This is a genomic window from Marinobacter alkalisoli, from assembly GCF_045449855.1.
Lineage (GTDB): Bacteria > Pseudomonadota > Gammaproteobacteria > Pseudomonadales > Oleiphilaceae > Marinobacter.
In genome coordinates, this window is record NZ_JBJJLC010000012.1 from 330,378 (window position 1) to 356,550 (window position 26,173).

The 26,173-nt window shown below is 58.6% G+C and carries 22 protein-coding genes; 6 read left to right on the forward strand and 16 right to left on the reverse strand.

Annotation, left to right across the window (positions count from 1 at the left end):
- Nucleotides 1-46: 46 nt before the first annotated feature.
- From ACJO5Y_RS07260 to ACJO5Y_RS07315, 12 genes are read right to left on the reverse strand one after another with little or no spacing between them, the layout of a single operon-like run.
- Nucleotides 47-2,131, reverse strand: coding sequence for a sensor domain-containing diguanylate cyclase (locus ACJO5Y_RS07260; protein ID WP_406985758.1), 2,085 nt, complete (start codon nucleotides 2,129-2,131; stop codon nucleotides 47-49).
- Nucleotides 2,132-2,160: 29 nt separating this feature from the next.
- Entirely contained in the window at nucleotides 2,161-3,960 is a 1,800-nt protein-coding gene (locus ACJO5Y_RS07265; RefSeq protein WP_406985759.1) for a Tad domain-containing protein, read from the reverse strand.
- The gene (locus ACJO5Y_RS07270) at nucleotides 3,947-4,216 is read right to left on the reverse strand and encodes a hypothetical protein (RefSeq protein WP_406985760.1); all 270 of its coding nucleotides are present in this window, start codon (nucleotides 4,214-4,216) and stop codon (nucleotides 3,947-3,949) included. Before ACJO5Y_RS07270 ends, ACJO5Y_RS07265 begins: the two co-directional genes overlap by 14 nt.
- Nucleotides 4,213-4,926, reverse strand: a complete 714-nt coding sequence (locus ACJO5Y_RS07275) for a tetratricopeptide repeat protein (protein ID WP_406985761.1) — start codon at nucleotides 4,924-4,926, stop codon at nucleotides 4,213-4,215. The genes ACJO5Y_RS07270 and ACJO5Y_RS07275 overlap by 4 nt, the downstream gene beginning before the upstream one ends.
- A 25-nt stretch (nucleotides 4,927-4,951) precedes the next feature.
- Nucleotides 4,952-5,827 (reverse strand): type II secretion system F family protein, encoded by an 876-nt coding sequence (locus ACJO5Y_RS07280; protein ID WP_406985762.1) that lies wholly within the window; start codon nucleotides 5,825-5,827, stop codon nucleotides 4,952-4,954.
- On the reverse strand, nucleotides 5,820-6,737 hold the full coding sequence (locus ACJO5Y_RS07285; protein WP_406985763.1) for a type II secretion system F family protein: 918 nt from the start codon (nucleotides 6,735-6,737) through the stop codon (nucleotides 5,820-5,822). The genes ACJO5Y_RS07280 and ACJO5Y_RS07285 overlap by 8 nt, the downstream gene beginning before the upstream one ends.
- Nucleotides 6,734-7,939, reverse strand: a complete 1,206-nt coding sequence (locus tag ACJO5Y_RS07290) for a TadA family conjugal transfer-associated ATPase (RefSeq protein ID WP_406985764.1) — start codon at nucleotides 7,937-7,939, stop codon at nucleotides 6,734-6,736. The genes ACJO5Y_RS07285 and ACJO5Y_RS07290 overlap by 4 nt, the downstream gene beginning before the upstream one ends.
- A gap of 12 nt (nucleotides 7,940-7,951) precedes the next feature.
- Nucleotides 7,952-9,151 (reverse strand): CpaE/TadZ family protein, encoded by a 1,200-nt coding sequence (locus ACJO5Y_RS07295; protein WP_406985765.1) that lies wholly within the window; start codon nucleotides 9,149-9,151, stop codon nucleotides 7,952-7,954.
- A 4-nt stretch (nucleotides 9,152-9,155) separates the two neighbouring features.
- Nucleotides 9,156-10,328 carry a type II and III secretion system protein family protein gene (locus ACJO5Y_RS07300; RefSeq protein WP_406985766.1) on the reverse strand — a complete coding sequence of 391 codons (1,173 nt, stop codon included), beginning with the start codon at nucleotides 10,326-10,328 and terminating at the stop codon, nucleotides 9,156-9,158.
- Nucleotides 10,318-11,187 carry a Flp pilus assembly protein CpaB gene (gene cpaB / locus ACJO5Y_RS07305; protein ID WP_406985767.1) on the reverse strand — a complete coding sequence of 290 codons (870 nt, stop codon included), beginning with the start codon at nucleotides 11,185-11,187 and terminating at the stop codon, nucleotides 10,318-10,320. Before cpaB ends, ACJO5Y_RS07300 begins: the two co-directional genes overlap by 11 nt.
- Before the next feature lie 23 nt (nucleotides 11,188-11,210).
- Nucleotides 11,211-11,651: a TadE/TadG family type IV pilus assembly protein gene (locus tag ACJO5Y_RS07310; protein ID WP_406985768.1), complete on the reverse strand. Its 441-nt coding sequence runs from the start codon at nucleotides 11,649-11,651 to the stop codon at nucleotides 11,211-11,213.
- A 41-nt stretch (nucleotides 11,652-11,692) separates the two neighbouring features.
- A complete protein-coding gene (locus ACJO5Y_RS07315) occupies nucleotides 11,693-11,932 on the reverse strand; it encodes a hypothetical protein (RefSeq protein WP_406985769.1) in 240 nt (79 codons plus the stop codon).
- A 360-nt stretch (nucleotides 11,933-12,292) separates the two neighbouring features.
- Here ACJO5Y_RS07315 and ACJO5Y_RS07320 point away from each other — a divergent pair, with 360 nt between their 5' ends.
- From ACJO5Y_RS07320 to ACJO5Y_RS07330, 3 genes are all read left to right on the forward strand, one after another.
- Nucleotides 12,293-12,772, forward strand: coding sequence for a DUF6231 family protein (locus ACJO5Y_RS07320; protein WP_406985770.1), 480 nt, complete (start codon nucleotides 12,293-12,295; stop codon nucleotides 12,770-12,772).
- 34 nt (nucleotides 12,773-12,806) lie between these two features.
- The gene (locus tag ACJO5Y_RS07325) at nucleotides 12,807-13,220 is read left to right on the forward strand and encodes a YkvA family protein (protein ID WP_406985771.1); all 414 of its coding nucleotides are present in this window, start codon (nucleotides 12,807-12,809) and stop codon (nucleotides 13,218-13,220) included.
- Nucleotides 13,221-13,405: 185 nt separating this feature from the next.
- Nucleotides 13,406-14,614: an ammonium transporter gene (locus tag ACJO5Y_RS07330; RefSeq protein ID WP_406985772.1), complete on the forward strand. Its 1,209-nt coding sequence runs from the start codon at nucleotides 13,406-13,408 to the stop codon at nucleotides 14,612-14,614.
- A gap of 10 nt (nucleotides 14,615-14,624) precedes the next feature.
- Here ACJO5Y_RS07330 and ACJO5Y_RS07335 read toward each other — a convergent pair whose 3' ends face one another.
- The 3 genes from ACJO5Y_RS07335 to ACJO5Y_RS07345 are packed head-to-tail and all read right to left on the reverse strand — an operon-like array spanning nucleotide 14,625 to nucleotide 18,666.
- Nucleotides 14,625-15,704 (reverse strand): lipocalin-like domain-containing protein, encoded by a 1,080-nt coding sequence (locus ACJO5Y_RS07335; RefSeq protein WP_406985773.1) that lies wholly within the window; start codon nucleotides 15,702-15,704, stop codon nucleotides 14,625-14,627.
- Entirely contained in the window at nucleotides 15,701-17,974 is a 2,274-nt protein-coding gene (locus ACJO5Y_RS07340; protein ID WP_406985774.1) for an FtsX-like permease family protein, read from the reverse strand. The genes ACJO5Y_RS07335 and ACJO5Y_RS07340 overlap by 4 nt, the downstream gene beginning before the upstream one ends.
- On the reverse strand, nucleotides 17,971-18,666 hold the full coding sequence (locus tag ACJO5Y_RS07345; RefSeq protein WP_406985775.1) for an ABC transporter ATP-binding protein: 696 nt from the start codon (nucleotides 18,664-18,666) through the stop codon (nucleotides 17,971-17,973). The genes ACJO5Y_RS07340 and ACJO5Y_RS07345 overlap by 4 nt, the downstream gene beginning before the upstream one ends.
- 217 nt (nucleotides 18,667-18,883) lie before the next feature.
- Between ACJO5Y_RS07345 and ACJO5Y_RS07350 the strand changes: the two genes are divergently transcribed.
- The 3 genes from ACJO5Y_RS07350 to ACJO5Y_RS07360 all read left to right on the forward strand — a co-directional run bounded on the left by ACJO5Y_RS07350 (nucleotide 18,884) and on the right by ACJO5Y_RS07360 (nucleotide 25,411).
- On the forward strand, nucleotides 18,884-22,024 hold the full coding sequence (locus tag ACJO5Y_RS07350; protein ID WP_406985776.1) for a hypothetical protein: 3,141 nt from the start codon (nucleotides 18,884-18,886) through the stop codon (nucleotides 22,022-22,024).
- 83 nt (nucleotides 22,025-22,107) lie between these two features.
- Nucleotides 22,108-24,015 (forward strand): DUF1302 domain-containing protein, encoded by a 1,908-nt coding sequence (locus tag ACJO5Y_RS07355; RefSeq protein WP_406985777.1) that lies wholly within the window; start codon nucleotides 22,108-22,110, stop codon nucleotides 24,013-24,015.
- 31 nt (nucleotides 24,016-24,046) lie between these two features.
- Nucleotides 24,047-25,411 carry a DUF1329 domain-containing protein gene (locus ACJO5Y_RS07360; protein WP_406985778.1) on the forward strand — a complete coding sequence of 455 codons (1,365 nt, stop codon included), beginning with the start codon at nucleotides 24,047-24,049 and terminating at the stop codon, nucleotides 25,409-25,411.
- Nucleotides 25,412-25,479: 68 nt separating this feature from the next.
- On the opposite strand, the gene ACJO5Y_RS07365 is transcribed toward ACJO5Y_RS07360, so the two are convergent.
- On the reverse strand, nucleotides 25,480-26,139 hold the full coding sequence (locus tag ACJO5Y_RS07365) for an energy-coupling factor ABC transporter permease (RefSeq protein ID WP_406985779.1): 660 nt from the start codon (nucleotides 26,137-26,139) through the stop codon (nucleotides 25,480-25,482).
- Nucleotides 26,140-26,173: the final 34 nt, after the last annotated feature.

Below are 26,173 nucleotides of genomic sequence, written 5' to 3' on the forward strand. Positions count from 1 at the left end.
GGCTCTGATTACTACGCTGTTCACTCATTGTAGATGACCGTATCCACTAAAAGGACTGTTTCACGCAATTCCGACCGGATTCTTTCGCACTGTACAACGCCGCGTCTGCACGCTGGATGAGTTCATGGGGCGTATCTCCTGGGCGAAACGCGGCAACGCCCACACTGATAGTGACGGGTTCCGGGATCGAGAAACGGTGGCTTTCAATGCTGTTCCTCAAGCGGTCAGCGACCGGAACAGCACTGTCCAGGGGAGTCTCTGGCAGGATAATCAGGAATTCTTCGCCGCCCCAGCGACCGGCAATTTCCGACTCACGAATGCCGTTGCTGACCAGGGTAGATACGCTGGACAACACCGCGTCCCCCTCATTATGGCCGTAGCGATCGTTAATCGACTTGAAATGGTCCAGATCAAAAATGATGAGCGAGAAGCTGCTCCCGTATCGGGTGCAACGCGCCACTTCCTGATCCATGAAACTTTCAATCTTGTGGCGGTTGTAGAGACCGGTCAACTGGTCATGCACGGCCTGGTAGGTCAGTGAATGCAGCAGCTGATTACGGTTCAGCGCACTGCCAAACAGGTTGGCCATCAGCTCTGCGGTCTGCGACCTCTGGGGCGTCCACGGATTAACTGCGGCGGTCATCTGAATACCCAGGATGCCCGACACCCTGTCACCCCGATGCACCATGGCCAGCAGAACCGATTGTTTGCTTCTCAATGCCAGCAAGTCCTGCAGGAACTCCAGTTGCGGGGGAATATCACGTTCAGTCGAGAAAATCACACTCGCCTTACCTGCAAAAACCTTGGCCAGGGCCGCGGTAATAACCGGATATTTTCTGGTGGTATGCTGGCACAGTGTATAAAAACCCTCACCAGCCCACTCGTGGCTGATCCACACCTGCTGACTGGCTTCCTCCAGCTGACACAGGAACACCCGATCCGCGCGGTAGAAATCACCCAGGGCCCGGCAGGTGCTGGTAAGTCCCTCGTCGGTCTCCTCGGGATCCAGGGTTAACAAATCCGTGCTGATACGACGAACCATCTGCTCTGAAAGCACCATTTGCTCCAATTGGCCTTTCGCCTGGTGGCGCTCAATGGCCAGACTGGCAATGGCGATGGGGTCGGTCAGGGCATCGATATCATCATCTCCCGGCGTCCAGGGCTCGTCGTGATAGACATCAAAGGTACCCAGTAACTCTCCGCTGCTACCGATGACCGGTTCAGACCAGCAAGCCCGCAACCCTGCCAGCTCGGCATCGTCACGATAACGATCCCAACGGTCATCAGAGCGCACATCCCGAGTGACCACCCGCCCACGGATAAACACGGCTGTGCCGCTGCTGGCGGCGCCAAAAGCCACGGGCAGGCCATCCAGTGTTTCGCGAAACACTTCCGGCAGCGACCGGCCACCAACCCATCGCAGGCGAGCGCCTTCCACGTTGTGCACCATGACCCCACAGCGCGCGCCGGCCATGCGGGATTCCGCCATTGCGGCAAGGTGATCGAGAGTCACGTGCAAACTGTTGTCGTTGGCCATGGATGTCATGGCCTTGTGGCGATAGCGATCGGCTTTTTCGGCGTATTTTCGGTCGGTGATGTTCACGCCAGTGAACATCAGGGCCTGCCCGCCCTTGTAGGAAATGAGGGAAAGTGAGCTGTCGAGCCAGACCGGACGTCGGCCACTGGGCTCAAAATACCATTCGAACTTCTGTAAACCCGATCGCCCGGTCTTGTAAATGATTTCTTCAAAGTCCAGCAAGCTGAACGGAGCGGCTGACCACGCATCCGGCTTTTGCATCACGTTGGCGGTTAGCTGCTCTTCGGTTCTCACGCCAAATGCCGTCATGGCGGTTTCATTGGCGTACAGTACCGACTTGTCCGAACGGTCCAGTAGCATCACCGCAATGGCGGACTGGTCGAACAGCGTGCGGAGATCCCGGTCTGCATTGCGCAGGGACCGGCTGGCAGAGCCCATTTCAAGACTGAGCCCCTGCACCCGGCGATTCAGACGCTGATATCTCAACACGGAAAGCACCAGCAACGCCGATAGTACCGCCGTCACAAATGGAAGAGCAACGGCCAGAGCGTTCTCTGAAAATAATGCCCAGTAATCCGATACTGTTGAGTCCACTTAGTCGCCGTCCATGCCTGAAACTGGATTCACTCCTCCACTATAGACACATTTTCAATGAGTTGTGTTGTGTTTTGGTTAGCGTTGATGACGGTCACCGACATGTTGCCGGGATTCACGCCGAGTGCTGCCAGCAGGGGCGCTACAACACTCTCAACAACCTCACTCACAACACCGGTAATCGGGTCGAGAAGCGCAGTCATCAAAGTGTCCAGATCGCTGCTGTTATCGCACGAAAGGTGGAGTGAAGTGACAGCTACATCCGAATTGAAGTTATCCGCAGAACCATCGGAGGTCGCTTCTCTGTTGGCACATTCACCGTCCACACATTGAAGTGGATAGTTCTCAATGACCGACGAGGAGACATTCTCACTGTACAAGTCAACATCCAGACCAACATTGGCACAAAGCTTGGAAACGGAGACCCCAAGTAACTTGATCTCCAATATCTCCGCCCGAATAAGGTCAGGGTCTACGGCGCCACTAACCGGATCAACCCGCCCAGTCTCAATATCAACCGCGGTATCTCTCAGGTCAAATCCCAGCGTGACGTCATTGTCATTGCCGCCACTGGCACATTCCCCCGATACAAAACTGCCACTACCACCGCCAGCCTGGACCGCCAGAGGGATGACAATTTCTTCCAGGAGCTCAAGATCAATCAGTCCAAGAGACAATGTCGAAATCAGGTCATTTATCCCGCCCTCGCTCAATCCAGCCGTTACAATCGTCTCCAGACGAATGTCCGCGGAACGGAACCGGGTCACCCACTGTCCGTCCGCATCCTGCCGCGCCGGGCCATATACCATTCTCGGCGGTTCCGCTACATACAGGCCCAGATCTATCTCCAGATTTGCAAGCTCATCGGTAGTGCTGGTCACCCCCTGCAATAGCGTGGAATCGGACGTATCCAGATCCAGCGAGAGAAGCGAGCCGGAGTCACTCAAAACCCTTGCGCTGTTCATAACCGTACTGATCACCAGGTCATACACCGGAAAACTGGCATTTGCCGGCACGTCCGTGCCCTCAACCACCTCGAGCACATCACTCACATTAAGGCCGTTGATACCAGTCGCGGCCGTCAGGTCGTCTACCAGCATTCCAACGGGCTGGGCAGACCCGCCAGCAAGGCTGGTCACCCCTGTCAGCAGGTCAATGAGAGGCTCATCGACCAGATCCGCCACACTGGCAACCCCCATCTGATCCAACAGGTCGCCAACATTAACCAGGGTGTTTTCAAGACTGTCCAGCTGGGTAGGGCTAAGGCTGTAGGATGGGTCGCCCAGAACAGCACCCACCAGATCGCCTAACAGACCACCCTCGACGTCAGCAGCGGAGCCGGCCGCGCTGATCGTGGCGTTCACTTCCTTGCGCACGGCGGCGGAGGTCTCAAGGGTAATGGAGCCTACAGGGATAAGCCTCGAAATAGGCTCTTCACGGGTCATGGATACCCGAACACCGTTGCTGCGATTGAGGGCAGATTCCGGAACACTACGAAACACCAAATCGGTATTTTCTTCCGTGGATTCCAACAGACCGGGTAATACCTCCAGCGCCCCACCATCCCCTTCGTAGCCGGAAGCCTGAGCAGCGGCCAGAGCCCTGGCGGACATGGTCGACATCGCTATATCCGCACCGCCACAGGCCTGGGCGCCGTCGGCAGCGGCACTCGCAGCAGCGTTCACCTGGTTCTGCATTTCCGATTGCAGGGCCAGCAGGCGGGCGCCATCGATAGCCAGCACCATCATCAGAACGATCGCGGTAACAATCAGCGGGGTAATAAAAATCAGGACCCCACGCTGCTTCCGCACGCTCTTACTCATCGTCACGTGACGACTCCGATATTTTGTCGGGAATGGCACGCCGGAACGTCTCGGCTATTCTTTCCTGGCTGTCGACATAGGATTGAACAGATAATTCACTTGTCTCCGCCGCCCCGTTTTGCACTTGCCTATCGAGTCTTTGTCGAGTCTCTGGCACGCTCTCGACGACAACGACTGAGTTGGACAGGCCGTATTCTGGCTGGTCCTGGCCAAGTACTGATATCGGAACAAGCACCAGAAGCAAAGTCAGTATTTTTTTCATCTGAACCTCCTGATCCTGGTAGCCAATTTTTCAGCATGGGCGACTTCGTCCACGGACAAATCGTATTTGCGCTCAAGCATCGCGATGCCGGAGCGGTCGTCGGTAATGAAATAACCTGCGGCCAGGTTCTGGCGCGCTGCGCCCTCCCCATTGGCCAGTTCAAGCGCCGTCCGCAACTCGAAAACCGCATCGGAGTAGCCACCGATCAGCAACAGTGCGTAACCATAATCGTTGCGAATATCAGATGATGAAGGAGCCAGTTGCCGGGCTTTTCTCAGCTCACCGACACCTTCGTTCAGTTTTCCCCGTTTCAAGTAAACAAGCCCCAACCCGTGGTGCCCCATCGCTGAATCACATTGTGTGGCCAGCGCCTGAAACACCTCTTCCGCTTCAGCAACCTGATCGGTCGAAGCCAACAGCTGCCCACGCCTTACCCAATGCTGAGATGTTGCAAGGCCTTCGCTCTCCAGCTTTGCCAAAGCCGCGTAGGGCTGTGAACGGGACATCTGGGCATCAACAGCGTCCAGTTGCAGCTGATGCTCGGGTTGCAAGGTGGTGGTGCAACTGACCTGGAGCTGCGGGTCATTCCCCGCGCTGCCGCCCATGGTCGAGCAACCGGTAATGGCCAGTGAAGCTGCCAGCAGCAGAACTCCCCGACCGCGAGTACTCTTGCATAATCCCATAATGTCTCCTGACAGGGTTCTATTCATTTATCTCCAATCCTGAACGCCAGCCTTAACGGTCCAGCGTTTCCAAAATTGCCATCACCGCCGGACCACCAATCAACAGAAACAACCCCGGCAAAAGGAAGACCATCATCACAATGGTCATCTTGGCGCCAACCCGATTGGTCTCCTCGTTCAGATTGCTGCGCTCTCTTTGTTGCGCTTCCTTGATGATCTGATCCAGGCTGGAGGTTACCCCCGCCCCCAGGGTTCCACTCTGTTTCATCAGGTTTACGTAACTCCGCAACACCACAATGCGTCGGTTCCTACCCAGCTCGTCCAGTGCCGCTGTCCGGTCCGCACCGCTTTCCATCACCCGGTTAAAACGGTCAAGCCTGCTTGCCAGGTGGGGCATGACGGGGCGGGCCTGAACAGCAATGAGTCGCAGGGCTCGCTCAATGGACAGGCCAGCTTCCATCAGCATTCGAGTCATATGGCAGAGTTCAATGGCTTCAAGGTTCTGTTGCTTTTCGGCGGTGGCCCCCATAGTCCGAATAACACGGCGAGGCAACAAAAAGGCCACGGCAGTGATGATCATGCCGGCAATGGGACCGGTAATAACAAAACCCAGCACAATCACACTAAGTGGCAGGAACCAGCACAGAACCATGTACGTCACCTGGCTTTGCTGACGATTACGCCCCGTGGTTTCCAGTGCCGCCTCCATGTCTTCATAATCACCCTGAATCGACGACAGACTGGTAAAGCTTTCCCCGAATTCCGCGAGGAAACTGGAGATCTCATCGTCACCGCTCACCCCAGCGCCCCGATTCTTCAGGCGTTCATGAATCCGGGCTTTCAGGGCCCATCGGGGCGCCATGTAACCGGCCATCCACAACGCAAAAAGAGCCGCTGCCGCGGATAACAGAAACCAGGTATCAACCACGGCCCACCCCCTGGATCATGCGCCAGATCACCACCATACCCAGCACCTGGAGAGTCCCTGCCGTCATCAGCAACGAATGGCCGGTGGACGTGTTCAGCAGCACGTCCGAATACTCGTCATTAACCAGCACCATAAATGCGGCCAATGCCGGTGGCAGGACAGCAAACGTAACCGCCGTAAAACGGGTTTCCGCACTGGCCGCGAGGAATTCACGCCGCATGGCCTGTTGTGATCTCAGGGACGTGGACACCTGCTCAAGCACGGGACGAATCGACGAGCCGAAGCGTGATGTCGTACGCAGGGCTATGGCCACCAGAACCATGGCGGGCACTTTGTAGAGGTCTGCGAAATCCTCAAACAGACGGGTATATTCACGGCCTGCTTCCACGGCATTGCGCAGCCGGAAAACCAGCGGGCTGAACACTGGCGACGACTCGTCAAACGCCGCAATCAGGGAATGCTCCAGGGACCGGCCGGCGTCGATGTTTCTCAATACCGCATCCACAACACCCGGAAGCTCTTCATGAATGATCTGGCGCTGTTTCTGGAACCGCATACGCCACCAGACACCAAGCGCAACAACCACAAAGAACAACACAACCAGTAAAACCACCATGCCCCGGGACATAGCAATAAAAGCCAACGCAAGCAGCAACACCGACGACATCATGACCAGACGCCGCATACGCCAGCGAATATCCGCCTGTACCAGCAACTTCTCCAGCGGTCCGAGGTCTACCCTGGCGCCACCAAGTCCGGAACTTTCACTCGTTGGCGTCAACCGGGATCTGATCGCCTGAGTGATCTGATGATGATTCCGCAGGTATCCCCAAACCAGCTGCACCATCACCAGCACCGTGGCCAGCAAGCCCGCAAGCAGGGCCCCGACAAACCAGATCTGGCTGCTCACCTTGGTGCCTCCCCGGTCAGTGGCGCCAGGTGATCACCGCCCTCTCGCTCTGCGCGGTACAGGGTTTCCATTTTATAGGGATCATCCGGCGTGCCCTTCATTGCGACCACTTCACTGACAAAGCGGCGGCCGTTGGGCAGCCGGGAAAGCTGAACAATGACATCCAGTGACGAACCGATCAGACGACCAATAGCCCGTTCACCGGCGTCGTACCCGTTCACCGCCAACAGGGTTTCAATTCGCACCAGCGCATCCCTGGCAGTATTGGAATGAATGGTACTCATGGAGCCTTCATGGCCAGTGTTCATGGCCTGTAACAGCTCGATAATTTCACCGGACCGGACCTCGCCGAGAATAATCCGGTCTGGCCGCATCCGCAGTGCGTTGATGACCAGATCCCGCGCCGTAATCTTACCCGATCCTTCGGTATTGGCCGGGCGGGTTTCCAGGCGAACAATGTGGGGGTGATTGAGCTGCAGTTCCGCCGAGTCCTCAATGGTGACCACCCTTTCATCCCTGGGGATATACTGGCTCAGCAGGTTGAGAATGGTCGTTTTGCCGGTACCTGTACCGCCACTGATCAGGATATTGCGACGGGTTTCCACCAGCGACATCAGAATTTCCAGGCATTCGGAAGTCATCGACCCACTGTTAACCAGGTCCTGGGCCGTCAGGTGTTTCTGGGTGAACTTCCGGATGCTGATGGAAGGGCCGTCAAGGGCGATGGGGGGAATAATGGCATTAACCCGGGAACCGTCCGGCAGGCGGGCATCCACCATCGGGCTGGACTCGTCCAGGCGTCGCCCCAGGGGAGCCAGGATGCGGCGAATGACGCGGGTAACATGGTCGTCATCAATAAAGCGGGTCTGTGCCCGCTGCAGTACACCTGACACCTCAATGAACACGTCTTCCGGCCCGTTCACCAGTATGTCGTTCACGCTTTCATCCGCAAGCAACGGTTCCAGGGGACCAAAACCGGCCACTTCATCGAAAGTTTCCCGGGCCAGCAGTGACAGGTCCTGTGCGGACAATGGCATCCGATGCTGGGACACGAAGCTTTGCACGTTGTCCTGGACAAAGGCATAGAGAGTTTCACGTCCGGACTTGCCAACTTCCACGCCTTCTTCGTCCAGCCGCTCCACAAGAAAATAGTGAACGCGCTTTTTCAGGTCCTGATATTCCTGATCAACTCGGGTAGCCACTCAACCTTCTCCTTAACCAACCCGTAAGAGCTTGCGTCTCACATCATGCTGGCCTTCCCTGTTCTCTCCAGCCGCGTATCGCTTCAGGATGCTTTCCAACTGTTTCTGGTAGGGGCTTCTCTGGGGCAGTTTATGCAACGGCAGGCCCGCATTGATGGACATCAGCCTGCTGGTCCAGTCCAGGGGCAGGTTGCCCATGTAATCAATTCCCACCGCACGCTCAAGCTCTCCAAGCGCCGGGGAACCTTTCTTTTCATAACAATCCAGCACCAGGGATTTACGACAGTCCCGGGTCAGGTGTTCACGCCAGCTATCCAGTTGCCGACGCGCTTCATGGGCCTGCTCGACAATCGGCTGAATCACCATCACCAGGTCCTTGGCATGCAGGCCCACCGCGCTCACCCAGAAATCCGCAACCACGGGATCCACGTTGACGACAATGTAGTCAAACATGCTCATCAACTGGCTGACTGCGATAAACAGATCCGCGTTGCGATCATCACTGAGGGCTTCGGGCGACAGCTTGCCCGCCAGCAACCGAAGATTCGGAGCGTATTCCTCCAGTGCTGTTTCGATCATCGCCTGATCGAGCGATTCGGGGTTCTGTAACAGGCTTTCCAGGGTGACCCGGTTATTACTGTCCAGGTAGAAGGCATGCCGATCCGTCGCCGACGTATCAAGCGCCAGGATCCGCGCGTCCGGAAATAGCTTATTGGTGGTGAAGGCCAGGTTCTGCGCGAAAAAGCGCGTATCCACCACCGGGCTGGAACTGGTCACCAGGGTAATCTTGTGCCGGCCACTGGCGGCAGGCCGGGAACCAGCTGTCACCGGCTCGGGCGTAGCCTTCAGAAACTGCTGGATCCGGGTGCGGATTTCTTCGCCATCGCTGCTGGCGATAAAACAGTCCCTGGCGCCGGCACGCATGCTCCGCAGCAGGAAATCCTGACTCACCCGGCGGGTCAGTGACACCACCGCCAGATCCTCGCGGGATTTGGTGAGGGCACTGATGATCCTCAGGGCTTTTTCCGCGTCGTTTTCATCCGCCGCCACCATGACGAAGCGGCTACCGGTGGCCTCCACCAACCGGCTGACGCGGGAAAGGTCTGATGGCGCAACGAACTCCACCGGCCACATGCCATCCAGCGTTCGCTCCAGCCAGGTCCGGATGCCAATGTCATCCGCCACACAAACCAGAATGTCGTCTCTGCTCATAGGATCACCAGCTCAGTCCGTGTTTGATGGGGCGCTCGCCGGGGCTGGAATCGGTCGCCATGTCCAGCCAGCCTGTGCTGCTGCGATGGTAGTCCCGGGCGATGGTTTCCAGCTTGCCGTTGCCCTGTTTACCAGGGCTGACCAGATGAGGCGTAACCACCATGATCAGTTCGCGATCTTCCCTTGATACACGGTCGGAACGGAACAACGCGCCCAACACCGGCAAATTACCAAGCCCCGGAATTCGATCGCTGTTGTTGAAGGTGTTGCGACTGACCAGACCACTGATAATGAAGGTTTCACCGGATCCCATGGCCACGGTCGTTTCCGTGCGCCGTACCCGCAAACCGGGAATGGTAATACCACCGGTGCTGACACCGGCGGTTTCATCCAGATCACTCACTTCCGGCGCGACCTTCAATATGATCTGGTCTTCGCCCACCACCGTCGGTGTCAGGCTCAGGCTGACGCCGAACTGTTTGAACTCCACCTGTATGCCATCATCGTCACTGCGCACCGGAATCGGGAATTCACCGCCAGAAAGAAAGGTGGCACTCTGACCACTCAATGTGACCAGTGAAGGTTCCGCCAGTGTGTAGGCAAAACCACCAGACTCGAGGGCGCTCAGAATACTCAGGGAGCTGTTGCCAAACCGGAAAAAGTTGAAGCCATTGGTAGCGATGCCATTGGCGCCGGCAAATCCAGGCACTGTTGAGTCCGGCGCCGCAAAGGACGCGCCCAGGCGCCCGCCATCAAACAGTTTGGAATAGTACATTCCCAGTTCATTCAGTTCGTTGCGGTTCACTTCAACAATGCGAATATCAGTTTGCACCTGAGTCCCGAAAGGCAGCTTCTCACCCAGGGTGGATGCGACAACGACCGGGGAGCGCAAAGGCTCGGAGCGGCCATTGAGCCACACAGTCAGAATCGCGCTGCCTTGTGATTTGGCGGTCAGCAACAATTCCCTGTCATCTGACACCGAGACACTGGCCACCTCAGGGTCAGACGTTGCAACCTTGGCCAGCGTATCCGGGAATGTCAGTACCTTCTGCTCCCCCTTGCCCAGTTTGACCGGTGCGCCATCCACCATCTCATTGCCCTGGGCCGCTGCGGGCATGACCACTGCCAGGCTGAGCAGCAGGGCCGCTAACCAGAAGGCGATCGGCTTACCGTACATAAACACTCCTTGATTCGGACCCTTCGAAAATCTGAACTCGGGTGGAAGGTGGCGGTGCGGTGCGCCGGGTCGGCGCGGGCTTGGGAGGCGACGGGAACAGATCTTCCAGGTAGACCGCCTTGACCGTGCGTTCTTGCTCTTCCGTACCTGGCTCTGGCTCCGATGCCTCCTCCCGTTTCGGAGAGACCGCCACAAGCCTGAGGCTGCCTTCACTGGAAGCAAGCAACAAGCGCGACACTTTGTTTTCGGGAACCGACAGCACAACCGTGTTATTACGGCGGGAATCGTTGTCCTCCCCTGCTTCTCCGTTGTAGGGAACCCCCTTGACTGCCAGAACCAGCACATTGCCCAGCAGTTTCAGGGCGGCGGACTTGTCCTTATCTGAACGGCGGAATGAGGCAATCACATCCACCCGGTCGCCGGGCCGCAGCAAGCCGCCGACACCAGACACCTCATCCACACCAATAGCCATGGCCTGATGGTCCTTCGGTACCAGGGTTTCCAGCACGCTGTCGGTTCGCAGGTTCGCCGCCGTCAGCATCTGGCCGGCCGCCAGTGACGTCTTGATGGGCTGGCCGAAGGGGGCGTCATCAGCGCGGACGGCATCAGGCACAGAGTCGGAGGACGAAACCGGCATAAAACCGTCTTCTTTCATCACATCGCCGGGGGACAGTGCCTGGTTGGCTACCAGATAACGATACTCCGGCGCCGCTGGTACAGTTTCAGGCTCGGATTCCTGACTTTGCGAAGGGGGTGTCGCAGGCTGGTCCTTGACGGACAGAAGACCAACGATGGCCAGGCCAAGTGCCACCAACGCCAGTACCGTTGCCGGCAGTGCATATATCAGTCTTTTATTCATTATTGTGCCTTAGTCATCCAGAACTAGAAGGCCATGGTCGCTTCCGCACGCATAGAGTCAGGCATCGGGGGAAACTTCCCCAGAAAACCGAACGTCAACTGGGGGACCATGGGCGCTTCCTGATTGTTGCGGGAAATGACGCAGCTCAAAAAGTTGATCCCCGTCGTTTCCACAACATCACAATCGATAGAATCCGTTCCAGCTCTCAGGCGCTGGGATTTCGATGCCCAGCTTTGTTCCAGGGTCGTATTGGCTGTGGCCACGATCTGGCCAGAGAGATCATCGGCGGAGAAACGGGTCCGATCCACCCGCAATGCAGACGAGGCGGCCTGGTCCACGACACTCTGCATTTCATATTTTCCGAAGAACAGAATGCCGTAGGCCGCCGCCCCATACAGCATGGCGACGACCATGGGAAAGAGAAGCAAAAACTCCAGAGCGACTGCCCCTCGACTATCTCGCATGAATCGTGCCTCGTGCCCACAAGCTCACGAACACCTAAAACTTAAGTGCCAGAGCCATCACCAGCGGAAGCAGCATCAGTGAAAAGGCCAGTAAAGGCTTTAACCACCTCATCGCCAACTCCTGAAGTCACAAGCAGAGTGAGTATCCCGATTAACGCAGCGGCAAGAACAATGTATTCGAGCGCAGAAGCGCCTTTCTGTTTTGACTTAAGCGGCAACTTCCTAGTCTGGATGTTGGCTGCAATACGGGTAGACAAGTTATTGGTCCTTTCGATGCTCATGGCAAACTCCATCGCATGTGTTGTTGTATGGTTTCAACGTAGATTAGATATCGCCTCTAAAGCGACAGTTTTTGTTTTGTTTTTTGTTACTGACAGTCATGTTTCTTTGCGTGCGTCAATTGATTCAGTTCAAGAAAATGCCACTGAAATCCGGTTCAATTGTCGAACACGTCACAAGACAGTAACACCACTTCAACCCTTAAAATATTGCCCGTAATGACAAGTAAATTAGCCATATCGGCCAATAGCCCAAGGGTGAAATCGCCCCCAAACCCTCGCCAAAGCCCCGATTCCCGCGCTGTTGCCCGCCACCAGGGCCAAATGGGATACTGACCCACGAATTCAGCTCCGGAACGCCTTATGACTACGCCCCATCAGGCCGTTGCACGAATCATTGACACTACCCAGCCACGCACGCTGCTGGTTTGCGGCGCGCTGGCGGAGGAAGTGGGCAAGCACTGGCAGTTACACAATGAGGGTGTTCATATAACAACCTTGACAGAAACCGCCCCCAACGACGCATTCCCATTGCCCGAAGTTCAGGACCTGGCGCTGATTACCGGTGTTCTTGAACACCTCCCGAGGGATCAGGGGGAGGTCCTGTTGGGCCAACTGAGAAACTACGGCACGCATCAGATCGCCGTGGTGGCAGAGCCGGACCGGGGCTGGAGCTTTACCGACTTTATCGCCCTGGGGTTTCGGCGCCAGGCCGAACTGACCGATAATGGTCATTCGTCGACGCTCTACACCTACAATATCGACACCTACAATCACAAACGGGCCTGGAACAATCCGGACAACTGGGCCAACCCCGAAATGTGGGGTAAAGCCTGGTGGTAACGGACCAACATTCAATCTGACAGGATCAAGCATCATGCCCGTCTTCAGCCAGAAAAACGCAGAAAACCAGTTAAACGCAGAAGCAGACAAGGTCCGGCGTGAAGACCTGGAATCCCTGCTGGCCAGGCAACGCACCATAGAAGACAAGGTCAAAGGCAGCGGCAAGCTCAACCGCTTCAGGGAGGACGTCAAACTGATGTTCGCCATGATCCGGGACTACTGGAATGGCAGCTACCGTGATGTGCCCTGGAAAACTATCGCCGCCATTGCCGGCACCCTCCTTTATGTACTGAACCCGCTGGATGTGATTCCGGACCTGCTGATCGGCATTGGCTTTCTGGATGATGCCGGTGTGGTGGCGCTTTGTCTGAAACTGGTGGAATCGGATCTCTATCGTTATGCCGCCTGGAAGGAGCAGCAGGAAGACCAAATTAGTGCACGCACGTAAAAATCGCACCTTAGCAGTGCAATAAACTCCATATTCACCGGCAATCCCTGCCTTACCTCCCCTCCAACTCCCTTCTCTCCATTGAATTGCATTGTTTTGGAACACCTCTTGCTAACAACGCACTCCATCAATGCACGCACTGCCCGGCAAGAGGCAGCCATCTTATCTATCAGGAGAGAAAACCCGTGGACATCACGAGTGCAGTACATACCCTGACCGAAAGCGCCAACACGCTGTTCATTCTGATTGGCGCCATTATGGTGCTGGCCATGCACGCCGGCTTCGCCTTCCTGGAAGTGGGCACCGTTCGCCACAAGAACCAGGTCAATGCCCTGGTCAAGATCATGACTGACTTCGGCGTCTCTGCCGTTGCCTACTTTTTCGTGGGCTACTACATCGCCTATGGCAGCCACTTCATGGCCGGCGCCACGGAACTGACCGCTGCCAACGGCTACGATCTGGTCAAGTTCTTCTTTCTGATGACCTTCGCCGCCGCCATTCCCGCCATCGTCTCCGGCGGCATTGCCGAGCGGGCCCGGTTCTACCCCATGCTGATTGCCTCCGGCCTGATCGTGGCCTTTGTGTACCCGTTTTTCGAAGGCCTGATCTGGAACGGTAACTACGGCTTCCAGGCATGGCTGGAGACCCAGTTTGGTGCAGGATTCCATGACTTCGCCGGCTCCGTTGTGGTGCACGCTGTCGGTGGCTGGATTGCCCTGGCTGCGGTCCTGCTGCTTGGCGCCCGTAATGGCCGCTACCGGAATGGCAAGGTGGTGGCCTTTGCGCCCTCCAACATTCCGTTCCTGGCCCTCGGCGCCTGGATACTGACCGTGGGCTGGTTTGGCTTCAACGTGATGTCCGCGCAAACGCTGGACGGCATCAGTGGCCTGGTGGCGGTGAACAGCCTGATGGCCATGGTTGGTGGTGTGCTGGTCGCCATGCTGGTTGGCCGTAAGGACCCGGGCTTTATCCATAACGGTCCGCTGGCCGGGCTGGTGGCCGTGTGTGCCGGTTCCGATCTGATGCACCCGGTCGGTGCGCTGGTGACCGGTGGTATTGCCGGGGCCGTCTTCGTGTACCTGTTCGAATGGGCCCAGGCGAAAATCGAGCGCCTGGACGATGTGTTGGGTGTCTGGCCGCTGCACGGTGTGTGTGGCGTCTGGGGCGCCATTGCCGCTGGCATCTTTGGCCAGGAAGCCCTCGGCGGGCTGGGCGGCGTCAGCCTGATGTCCCAGATTATCGGCGCCGTTGCCGGCGTGGTCGTGGCTTTCGTTGGCGGCCTGATCGTGTACGGCGTGATCAACGCGATCTCCGGGCTCCGCCTGACCCAGGAAGAAGAGTTCAACGGCGCGGACGTGAGCATCCACAAAATCGGCGCCACCTCAATGGACTAAGGCCTGACGGTTAATACCCGGTCAGCTCCATGTAGCCCTCCCCCCGATGGCTGCCGGTGACGCTGGCCGGGCTTTCCCAATAAGGGAAGCGGCCCAGGTTCCAGTATTCTCCGGCCGGGGCTTCCACTGTCAGTTCCACGCCTTCCGATGGTATCCGAATGCGCCATCGCACCGGCACCTCGCCACGCTCTGTCTCCCGGCGCTGCTCCGCCGTCACCTCCAGTTGATCTGGCCCCAGGGTTATCGGGTCCCGCTCCGGAGTAATCCAGGTACCGGACAAATAATCCCCGGCTTCCTGGCGCAGGCGAAACACCATGACCTTGTCACCGGAGTCCAGGTGCAACGCAAACCAGTCCCAGCCCTGCTGCCCCGCCTTCAGAAACTGACTGCTCCACTCCCTGTCGAACCAGCCCTGCCCGGAGACCTGATATGTTTCGCCTTCGATCGTGACGCTGCCACGAATAGCAATGTCTACCAGGCTGAAGTACATCGAGCCCTCACCACTGTCGGATTTGGCGCTGAACCCCTGGTTGCCGTGGGCGACAGGCTCCCCCTGATTAGCCAGAGCCAGATCGTAAGCCCAATCATCACCACTGGCCCGCAATCGCCAATGACCACTGTCCGACTGCAAGCGCCAGTCATCCAGCCAGACTTCAAAGGGCGTTGCAGTTGCCCCCGCCTGCCCGATGTCTCCCCGCGCCAGTTTTTCGGCAAACCGGTGGTCACCACGGAATGATACGGCGGCATGGGCCATCCAGCCAGCTTCCAGCGGCCAGCTTTCGGGTTCCGGCACCGGTTCGTCGGGTGACCGCGCCTTCAGGGCCTGGCGGAACTGGGTCCACTGCAGGCCCATGGGCTCCCCCTGTTCAGTGGTCAGATTAGCCGTGAGGTACCACCACTCGATCCGGTGGCGGGGATGGGGGCCCATATCGCCCGGGAATGACAGGCGATCCCCCGGACCCGGCTGTGCAAATTTCCCCTGCTCGTCCCCCAAACCGGCAAAGCCGGTTTCTTCCGGTGCGTCCGTGCACCCCGACAGGATGCATGCCAAAACCACCAGCCATCCCGCAACAACGGTCACACTGTTCATCGTTCACCTCCGCGGGCACCGCTGGCAAACTCGGGCGGGGGCACCTGCCCCGTCAATTGTCGGCGCATCAGCAAGGCGATGCATCCGCCGATGGCCAGACACAGCACAGCCATTTCCAGCCAGAACCCCGGGTATACCGTCATCGGCAACGACCAGCCAAACGCCAGTGGATTAATGCGGCTGACCAACACCCAGGTCAGCCAGATCCCCAGCGGCAACGCCACCAGTGCCAACGCGCCCGTCAGCACCATGGCAAGCCGGCACAACTGGCCGGCCACTTCGGCCCGCGACATTCCCCACACCGATAACAGCCGGAAATACCACGCCCGGGTTGTGAAAAACACCCAGCCCATCATCAACAAGGATCCGGCCGCCAGCGCCAGGGTCAGCAAGGTGATTGCCCGGGTCAGCAGGAACGTCTGGTCAAATACGGCGGAAGCCAGGGAGCGAATGCTTTCGTTGTCTCTGATCACCGGTTTCTCGGTGTCCCAGGCTCTGGTCAGCGCCTGTTCAATCTGCGCCACCGGCAAGGAGCCGGTGTTAATGGAAAAGCTCTCGAAAGCCGGGCTGTATGCACCCGGCAAACGATGCCCAGCCAACAGGACTTCTCCCGCCGGGCGGCCGTAATCGGCATAGACCCCAACAACAGGCAGGCGCAGGGAGTCACCACCAACCGAGATAAACATCTCGTCACCGGGCTGGAAACCTTGCCGACGCGCCAGCTGCTCGTTGACCATGACACCGGTTCCCGCTGCCAGTTGCGACCAGGCCCCCGGTGCTGCAGACAGAAGCTCCCAGCCGTCGACCAGCGGGCCAATGGGCGATATGGCGAAGAGGTCCGTCGCAACCGGCTCACTATCGCGCCCGGCGCCTTCCATGCCCTCAACCCACACTCTTCCTCGCTGCACAAGGTGCCAGTCACCAAGGTCTTCCAACGCTGACAGCATGGCCACGGCGGCCCGCGATGGTTCGCCCTCCGGCACCTCTACATAGAGTTCCGCTGCGAGGCGCTGACCCAGCCAGGTCTCGAAGGTATCTTCGAAGGTGGTGACCAGGGCCTGAATCGCCAACACCATGGCTACCGCGAATTGCAGCGCCACCACTGGCATGGCAAGACGGCGAAACAGTACCGACAACTCCCGCAACCGCCATTGCCTGACCACATCCCCGCTACGGCGGGCCTGCCAGTCAGCAAGCCCGGAAAGCATCCGGGGTGTCAACAGCCCCAGGGCGACAAACACCACCGCTATTCCGGTGAACAGCCAGATCAGCGTGGTGGTCAGGGCGACTGTCGCCAGCCCGGCCAGCAGCAAAGCCACCAGCAAAAGGCGATAGTTCCGGCTACCAGGCGCTATTCGCCAGAGCGGCTTCAGGGTATCGACGAAACAGGCGGCCAGTACCACCAGCGCCATAACCAGTGCCGGCCACAGCAGATCGCCGGTTTGCACGGCATACAGGGGCGCGTCGAACAGCCTTTCCATGGCTTCCCCGAATCCGCTGCCCAGTGCGCTGGCAAGCCAACGCCCAAGCCAGATGCCGGGCACCACACACAGGGTTGTCAGAACCGTCAGTTCAATCAGCAACCACCACCGGACGCTGGCCGCCGGAACCCCGAAGCGTTCAAGCAGGGCAAAACTTTCTCGCCGCTGCGCCAGTCCCAGCAGGTAGACACTCCGCACCAGCAACGCGGTGATAAGCAACACCAACAACCCCAGGGCATCCAGGTTCAACAGGAAGCTTTCCCCCAGCTCTCCGGTATCAGGACCCATTGAAAAGTCACGAATCCGGTAACCGGTGGGCAGGGTCCCAGCAGGCATGTTCCCCTCCACCAATAGCGCCAGCCTGGCGGGTTGACCCTGGCTGGCAAGCTCCGAGGCTTCACTGATATCCAGGAACGGGTGTCCATCGAGCAGATCTTCCCGGGCCTGCCCGGGGACGTCATCGCCAAAGCACGCTCCGGCAAACGGATCAACGCCGATAACCCTGCCCTCGGGGGCCGGTCTCTGCACTTCCAGCCAGGGCATGACGCACAGCCCCTGTCGGCGCAAGCGAACAAAGTCGCTGACCGTGACCGCCTTCTGGTCCTCGCGAACCACCTGCTGACGACCAGCCACCGCCTGCTCACTTTGCGCCAGGCTGGCGCGGGCGAGATCCGTCAGATGGCTAACACCGGTCCACAGGGTAGTTGCCAGTACAATCATCAGCGCCAGTGCCACCAACTGCATGGGATGGCGCCGATAATGGCTAAACAGCGCGGCAAACAGGGTCATGACGGCGACGATGTCACAACGGGCTGCTCCAGCCCCAGGTCAAGGCGCGACTGACAGCGGGCCGCCAGCGCCAGGTCATGGGTGGCGAGGATCAACGAACAGCCGGTTTCCTGCTGCATACTGAACAGGCAGTCTGCCACGTCATCCGCCGTGTGGTGGTCCAGGCTTCCCGTCGGCTCGTCCGCCAGGATCAGGCCGGGACTCATGGCAAATGCCATGGCCAGGGCGGCACGCTGACGCTGACCACCGGACACCTGATCCGGATACCGGTCCGCCAGTTCTCCGATTCCCAGGCGCTCCAGCCAGCCCTTTGCAGACGGCTCCGGCTGCCCCGCCAGTCGCGCCCGGAAACGGACATTCTCAAGCAGGGACAGTGCCGGCATGAGATTGGCATCCTGGAACACTACACCGATTGCGCGTCGTCTCAGGACCGCCCAACGCCTTTCTTCATCCCGGGAATAGCCGCCAGCATTCCCCTGGAAAGTTTCTCCCAGCACCCCAATACGCCCACGATCCGCTGCTTCCAGACCGCACAACAGGTTCAGCACCGTGCTTTTTCCAGAACCTGAACGACCGGTGAGCGCCAGTGAGCCTCCTTCGCCAAGTTCCATGTCGAGGTCGGACAGCACCTCTACGGCTTCACCCGCTCCGACAAAGCGTTTAACCAACCTGGTGACCTGTACGACTGCCATTGATGGTTCCCTTGGTAAAATGTATCCAGCCCTCTGACCCAGCCCCACTACAAGATAGCCACTATCCGACCCTACCCCGAAAAATCAGCACAACTCACTACAAACATCTTATTGACATTTTTTGGAAAACTTTTTGGAACCTTTATTCAGACCTTGTCGTTTGGTGAAGCAAGGGCCTTTACCGCCCGCATACAATAACAATCTGAAAGGTACAGACATGGTCAACATCAGAAAAACATCGCTCCTGGCGCTTGTGGCAGGCAGTACCGCGCTTGCGGGATGCCTCGACAGTGGCGGCCAGACCGGTAAAAATGCCGACCCTATCTACGAAATCGACAACCCAAACCACCCTGGTGACGGCACCAAACCCATTTTCCGGCCACTGGACACCGCGTTTCCGCTTCCCAGTGATCCGCTGTTTTTCCTGAACCCGGAAAACGACGGTACCATGCTCAACGGTACCGATCCCGCCAACCCGGTGACCACCGGACTTGGTTTCGTTGATGGTAACTCCATCCTCGCTCCCTTTGACATCAAGATCAGCGACAGCCTGGATCCGAACCAGACACTGGACGCCCGCAACTTTATTGAAGTGAACGGCGAGGTGGTCCCCAACCCGGACCAGAACGTGTTCGTACTGGAAATCGAATACCCCACGGGTGACAGCGTTTTCCAGCAACAGCGGGAAGTTGGCGGTGTTGTGGCCGCCGAAAAGTATCGCCACGCCAAACGCCTGGAAGAACAGGGCGACACCGCAGCCGCCGATGCACTCTACCAGGAACTGCTGGAGCAGCGCTTCCGCATCGAGATCATGACCGTCGATGCAGACGGCCCTGCTGATGCCGCTGGCGGTTCGGCAAACAACGCCATTCGCATCCTGCCGATCAAACCGCTGAAGCCGAAAACCAAGTATGCAGTGGTCCTGAGTAATGACATTGTGGACAAGGATGGTGAACCGCTGATCCAGGAAATCCGCTTTGAAACCGCCTCCAACCCGGAGTTTGTCCTCAGCAACCCGGCGTTGCAGCCGTTCCGGGATTCCATGCTGCCGGCACGGGCGCTTGGCTCGGATTTCTTTGATTTCAAACGCCAGGTACGCAGTGAGGGAGGCCAAAGCACAGCCGCAATTCCCACGTTCGACGACGTTACCTTTGCCATCAGTTTCACCACCACCGCGGTTGAGGATGTCCTGCTGGCGAATGCCGCACCCGCCAGCTGGTTTCGCAACCAGTTGTTGATGGATCGCAAACAATCGGTGCTCAACGACCTGATCGCCGGGAACTTCAACCTGTCGGACCAGGCCATGAGCGGGGCGTCCAGTGAGGACCAGCAGATAAACTCGCGGATTTACGACCTGCTGACCGACGACACCTACCGCCTGTACGACGCCGAGCTTGCCGGCATCCTGACCGATGCGAACGACAATGGCGTGACGGTTCTCTATGGCGACCTGGTGGCCGCAGAAGACGATGACCGACGCCTCGCCTTCATCCTCCAGGACACTGCCACCCAGGCAGCCGAGGACATTGTTGATGTGTCCACCCGGGCGGCCGAGCTGGCGGCTCAGGCTGCGGAGGCTCTGGATACCCCGGCGGCCTACGATCCGGACTCCGGCGAGCCTTCGCCGGTGCGGTTCTTCAGTCAGAAAGATGGACGGGAGGTCAATCCGGCGTTCGGGCAACAGGCCGACCTGATTGTTGTTGACGACATTGACGTCCAGGTTTACGAAGGTGAAATCACCCTGCCGTATCACCAACAATTGCCGGAAGGGACGGACGGCAGCCCGCTGCAGACTGGCTCATGGCTACCGGCTGACTTCGGCGACAACAGCGAACTGCCTCAGGCGGTGTCCGACCGGGTGAGCTATCGCTTCCCGTTTGTACAGAAACAGGCCGACACCAAGATTCCCATCGTTGTCGGCACACCGGACCCCGCTTTTGGTGGTCCGCCTGCTGATGGCTACCCGGTTATCCTCTACCAGCACGCCGCCACTCAGGACCGTTCTGCGATTCTGCCCATGGCTACGGCAGCCGCATTGCTTTGCCTCGCGGATGGGGGTACTCCCTCAAACAGTGACAATTGCTTCATCACCGTCGGCATCGACATGCCGCTGAACGGCGTCTTTGGAGAAGCCGCTACCAGCGCCCGGGACGAAGACGACCCCGAAACCACACCCGGCATGGTGGAAATTTCCGAGCAGCCCGGCGCTTCCGCGGATGCTACTGAACGTCACTTCGGTTTCACCGCCAATGACGCGATGCAGGCGGTCACCCGGGATCAGGTGGACAATCCCGAATCCGGCAGCCTGTTCCTGAACTTCACCAACTACGCCAATACCCGGGACAACATGCGCCAGGGCGCGCTGGACCTGCTTCACATCAATGCCCTGCTGCCAGCCATTGAAGACGCCATCAACCAGTGCGAGGCCGATGGCGACTGCAGTGACGGGATCGCCATGAACACTGACCGGGTGTACTTCATCAGCCACTCCCTGAGCGGCATGGGCGGGGTGCCCTATCCGGTGATCAACAACCTGGCCGCGCAGGACAACCCGGATCTGAATCCGATCCTGGCGTCCGTCATGTTCAACACCGGCGGGCAGTTCTCGCGCCTGGCGGAAAACTCCCGCGAGACTATTGCCCCGGCGCTGCTGCCAGCGCTTGAGGCGGCATCCGGCGGACTGCTGGCCCAGGGCCGGACCGAACTGAACATCTACTTCAACGTGTTCCAGGCCCTACTGGACTCCACCGACCCGGTGGCTTTCGCTCCGCTGTTCCAGGAATCCGGCAATGAAGCCACCCTGCTGACCTCCATCGTCGGACTCGAAGGCGATGCCGATCGCCCATCCGACGGCACCATTCCCAACGCAGCTGATGACCAACTGTACGACATGGGACCACTGCAGCTGGTGACCGACACCGGCTTCGAGATCAACAGCGAACCTGCGCCTCTGGCCGGCACTGATCCCATGGCCCGCTTCATGGGTGCGGTCAGCATTGATAACGGAGACGGCACCGATGACGGTACCCGCCCCGTGATCACTCGCTATCTGGAAGGGTCTCACGGTAACCCGATTTCTGCCGGGCAGAAGGGCGCCGATGCGTTCAGCTCCAGCGCAGTGTTCGATGAAATGGCCGCACAGCTGGTCGCTCTGTTCCGAAGCCGTATCGATGCAAACACGGCATTCACAGTGGATGTGAACAACGACTGCGTGGTCAAAGACGTAGGCAACAGCCCCGGCGACCCGGAGTGTGACGGGTCCACCGACGGTGGTGCCGAGCCTGACGACGGTGACGGATCCGGCGGCGACGGTGATGACGGCGGGGACGACGGCGGTTTCCTCGGTGGACTGCTGTAACCGGCAACGCTGAAACGTCTACCCCGGGACCCGCAACGTCTTTGCAGCGGGTCCCCAAGAAAAAAAGAACTGGAGCAGTAGAAATGACAATAACAAACACTTCACGATTTAACCGAACACGACTATCGCTGGCGACAGCTGCACTGTCGGCAATGGTATCCGCGCCTGCCGCGGCCATTAACTTTGACGTCTACGGCATCGATGCGTCGTTCAGCACCACGCTGACCGCCGGTATTGGCTTCCGGCTGGAAGATCAGGATCCGGACCTGATCTCCCAGGGCAACCTGGGACCGGAGTTCGCCTACAGCGACACCGGTGCCTCGTCCAACAACTTTGACGACGGTAACCTGAACTTTGAAAAAGGCGATCCTTACTCGCAGATCCTTCGTGGCCGCTCGGAGCTGTTCCTCGACTACAGCCCCGACAGTGACTACCTGACCCGGATCGGCGCTCTGGTTCGCGGCAGCTATTACTACGATTTCGAGCTCAAGGATAACGAGCGTGCGGTGGACCCGGTGGGGCAACAGCGCAAGCTCAACCCGGAAGCCAAAGACAATGCTGCCGGCGCGGACCTGCTGGATGCCTACATTTTCACCGACTGGTACGCCGGCAATACGCCGGTGTCCGTCCGCTATGGCCGACAAGTACTGAGCTGGGGGGAAAGCACTTTCATCCTTGGCGGCATCAACGCCACCAACCCCATTGACGTGCCGGCCTTCCGGGCCCCGGGCGCGGAACTGAAAGACGTTCTGTTGCCGGTCAACATGCTGTACACCTCTGTCGGCATAACGCCCGAGATCAACGTCGAAGCCTACGTCCAGACCGAGTGGGAACCATTCAAGATCGATGATTGCGGCACCTTCTTCTCCTCCGCGGATGTCGCAGCCGACGGCTGTGGCCCGGTGCTGCTGGCGGGCCAGGTGCCGGACTCACAGGCGTTCGAGGAAGGTTTCATCTCCCCCCGCCGGGGTGACGTCGAGCCCGGCGACAAAGATCAGTTCGGCGCCGCCGTTCGCTGGTTCGTACCGGCCCTCGATTCGGAGCTGGGTTTCTACTACATTCGCTACCACAGCCGGCTGCCCTACATCAGCGGCGTGGTGAACAATCCGGAAAACCCGGAAGAAAACCAGATCAATGACCCGAACGAGCCGTTCACCCGGTTCCCCAGCTACTTCATCGATTACCCCAAGGGCATCGACCTGTATGGCATCAGTATCAACACCACCTTGCCGACTGGTACCTCCCTGGGCGCGGAATACAGCTTCCGCCCCAACATGCCCATCCAGTGGAATACCTTTGAACTGATCTACGGCGGCCTGCAACAACGCGGCCCGGATGGTCAGGTGGTGAGCAAACTGGAGCAGCGCGTGCGGGACGACGATCCCAATTTCAACTATGCGGGCAAGGCTGTTGACGGTTATGACCACTACGACGTGTCCCAGGTCCAGGCTACGCTGATCCACTTTGTGGACCGTGTGCTCGGTGCGGGGCGGTTTATCACCGTGGCCGAAATTGGCGCCACCTACGTGCATGACCTGCCGGACAAAAGCGAAGCCCGCTACGGCCGATCCGGCATCTACGGCGTAGGACCGGTACCGCTGGATGGCGAGTCCTTCTCTGGTGACTTCTGTAGCGAAGGCCCGGGTGATGAAACCTCCAGGCTGAACATCAACCCCACCAATTGCGGCGCGGACGGTTTCACCACGTCCTTCTCTTGGGGCTACCGCGTCCTGTTCGCACTGGACTACTCCAATGCCATTGCCGGTATCAACCTGATGCCCAAGTTGTTCTTTACCCATGATGTCGAAGGCTATGCCCCGGACCCCGGCGGCAACTTCAACGAGGGCAACAAGTCGGCCAGCCTTGGTCTGGATGCCAACTACCAGAACAAATACTCCGGCTCGATCAGTTACACGAACTATTTCGGTGGTGACTACAACGTCATTTCTGACCGGGATTTCATCTCCGCCAGTGTTTCCTACTCATTCTGATTCACTAACCACAATCACAAAGGAGTCTCTTGTGAACACATACAGAAAACACCTCATCGGTAGCGCCATCGCCGTCTCACTGTTTTCCTCGGGAGCAGCCCTGGCGGCTGTTTCCGCTGAGGAAGCGGCCAAGCTCGGCAACGAACTGACACCCATTGGCGCCGAAAAAGCGGGCAACGGTGACGAAATTCCGGCCTGGGACGGAGGCCTGACATCACCACCGGTGGAACAGCCACAGGAAGGAATTTATCCGGACCCGTTCCCGAACGACGAGCGCCTGTTCGTCATCGACCAGAGCAACGTGGAGGAGTACAAGGACCGGCTCTCTCCGGGCCAGGTTGCCACCATCAAGGCCTACGACGATTATGTCATTCCGGTCTACCAGACCCGGCGCACTGCGGCTTACCCCGACTTCATGATGGAAAAGGCTGTCGAGAACGCTACCAAGGTGTCCCTGACCTCCGACGGCAACGGCCTCCAGAGCTATGAAACGGGTGTACCCTTCCCGATTCCCAAGAGTGGTGTCGAGGTCATTTTCAACCACATTACCCGTTATCGCGGCGGCTCCATTATCCGTAACGTTGCCCAGGTAACCCCACAGGCAAACGGTGATTACAGCCCGGTCAAATTCACCGAGCATCTGACCGACCGTGTCGCATTGGCAGACTATGAGCCGGGCCAGGATGACAACGTGATGTTCTACTTCAAGCAGGTCATCACCGCGCCTTCCCGTCTGGCGGGCAACGTGCTGCTGGTTCACGAGACCCTGAACCAGGTCAAGGAAGCACGCCGGGCCTGGCTGTACAACTCAGGCCAGCGTCGTGTCCGCCGCGCCCCGCAGGTAGCCTATGATGGCCCGGGCACCGCCGCCGATGGCCAGCGCACCTCCGACAACCTCGACCTGTATAACGGCGCGCCGGATCGCTATGACTGGGAGCTGATCGGCAAGAAGGAAATGTACATCCCGTACAATTCCTACCGACTGGGCGACCAGGATCTGAGCTACGATGACATCATCCAGCCCGGCCACATCAACCCGGAGCTGACCCGCTACGAGCTGCACCGCGTCTGGCATGTGCGCGCCACCCTGAAGGACGGCGAGCGTCATATCTATGCCCAGCGTGATTTCTACGTCGATGAGGATTCCTGGCAGATTGCCGTGGTCGACCACTACGACGGACGCAATCAGCTCTGGCGCGTAGCCGAGGCCCACATGGTTCAGGGTTATGATGTCGTCGTGCCCAGCTATGCCGCTGAAACCCTGTACGACCTGCTGTCCGGCCGCTACCTGGTGATGGGTCTGACCAACGAGGAAGACGACCCGTACACCTTTGGCGTGAAAGCCCGCTCCAACGAGTTCACGCCCGCAGCCCTGCGCCGCGCCGGCGTGCGTTAACAGCGCCGCTTGGCGCCCCATGGGGATAAACACAAAGCCCGCTTCAGCAATGAAGCGGGCTTTTTTATTCAGCGATAGCGCCGCTGATCCAGTGTAGTCAGCCGGTCCGGGTGGAACACCATCAGCCCGGTCACGAACGTGCCGTTCACGAAGCCCTCAGGCAACATGATCAGCGGCAGGTACTGGAGGTACTCGTGGACCAGCTCTCTGAATTCATACACCCCGGCGGTCCACAGCATCACGCACATCACCACCCCGGCACACGCCACCGCGATACCGGCGCCGAAAAAGCCACAGAAGAAGATATACGCGAAGAAATTCCGGAAATTCCTGCTACGCTCCCAAAGCATAATGCCGTGGCTGACCAGCGCCGGCACCATCACCGTGACCAGGCCGTTGGCCGCAAACATAACCAGCGGTTCCCGCCCGGTGATGACGGTAATCACCAGCGCCAGCAGGCCGGCCAGCACCGCCAGCCCCCACCCCAGCATCAGGGTAATGACTGTCATTCCGAAAATATGGATGGACAGGCCCGGCGAGATTCCGGCCCTCAGTTGCCAGAGGAACCCAAGGACGACGGCGGCGCCGAAGAAGGAGTGCTGCAGAGCGTTGTCCCTGCGCAGGACCTGCCAGTTCACCTGACGGACAGCAGTGACCAGTATCCCGAGGAACAGGAATGCCGTAATGATCAACTGAGTAGTGGATAGCAGGTTGGCCGTCAAGCCCATGGAAGTTCACCCTTTCAAACCGGGCAGCCAGTAT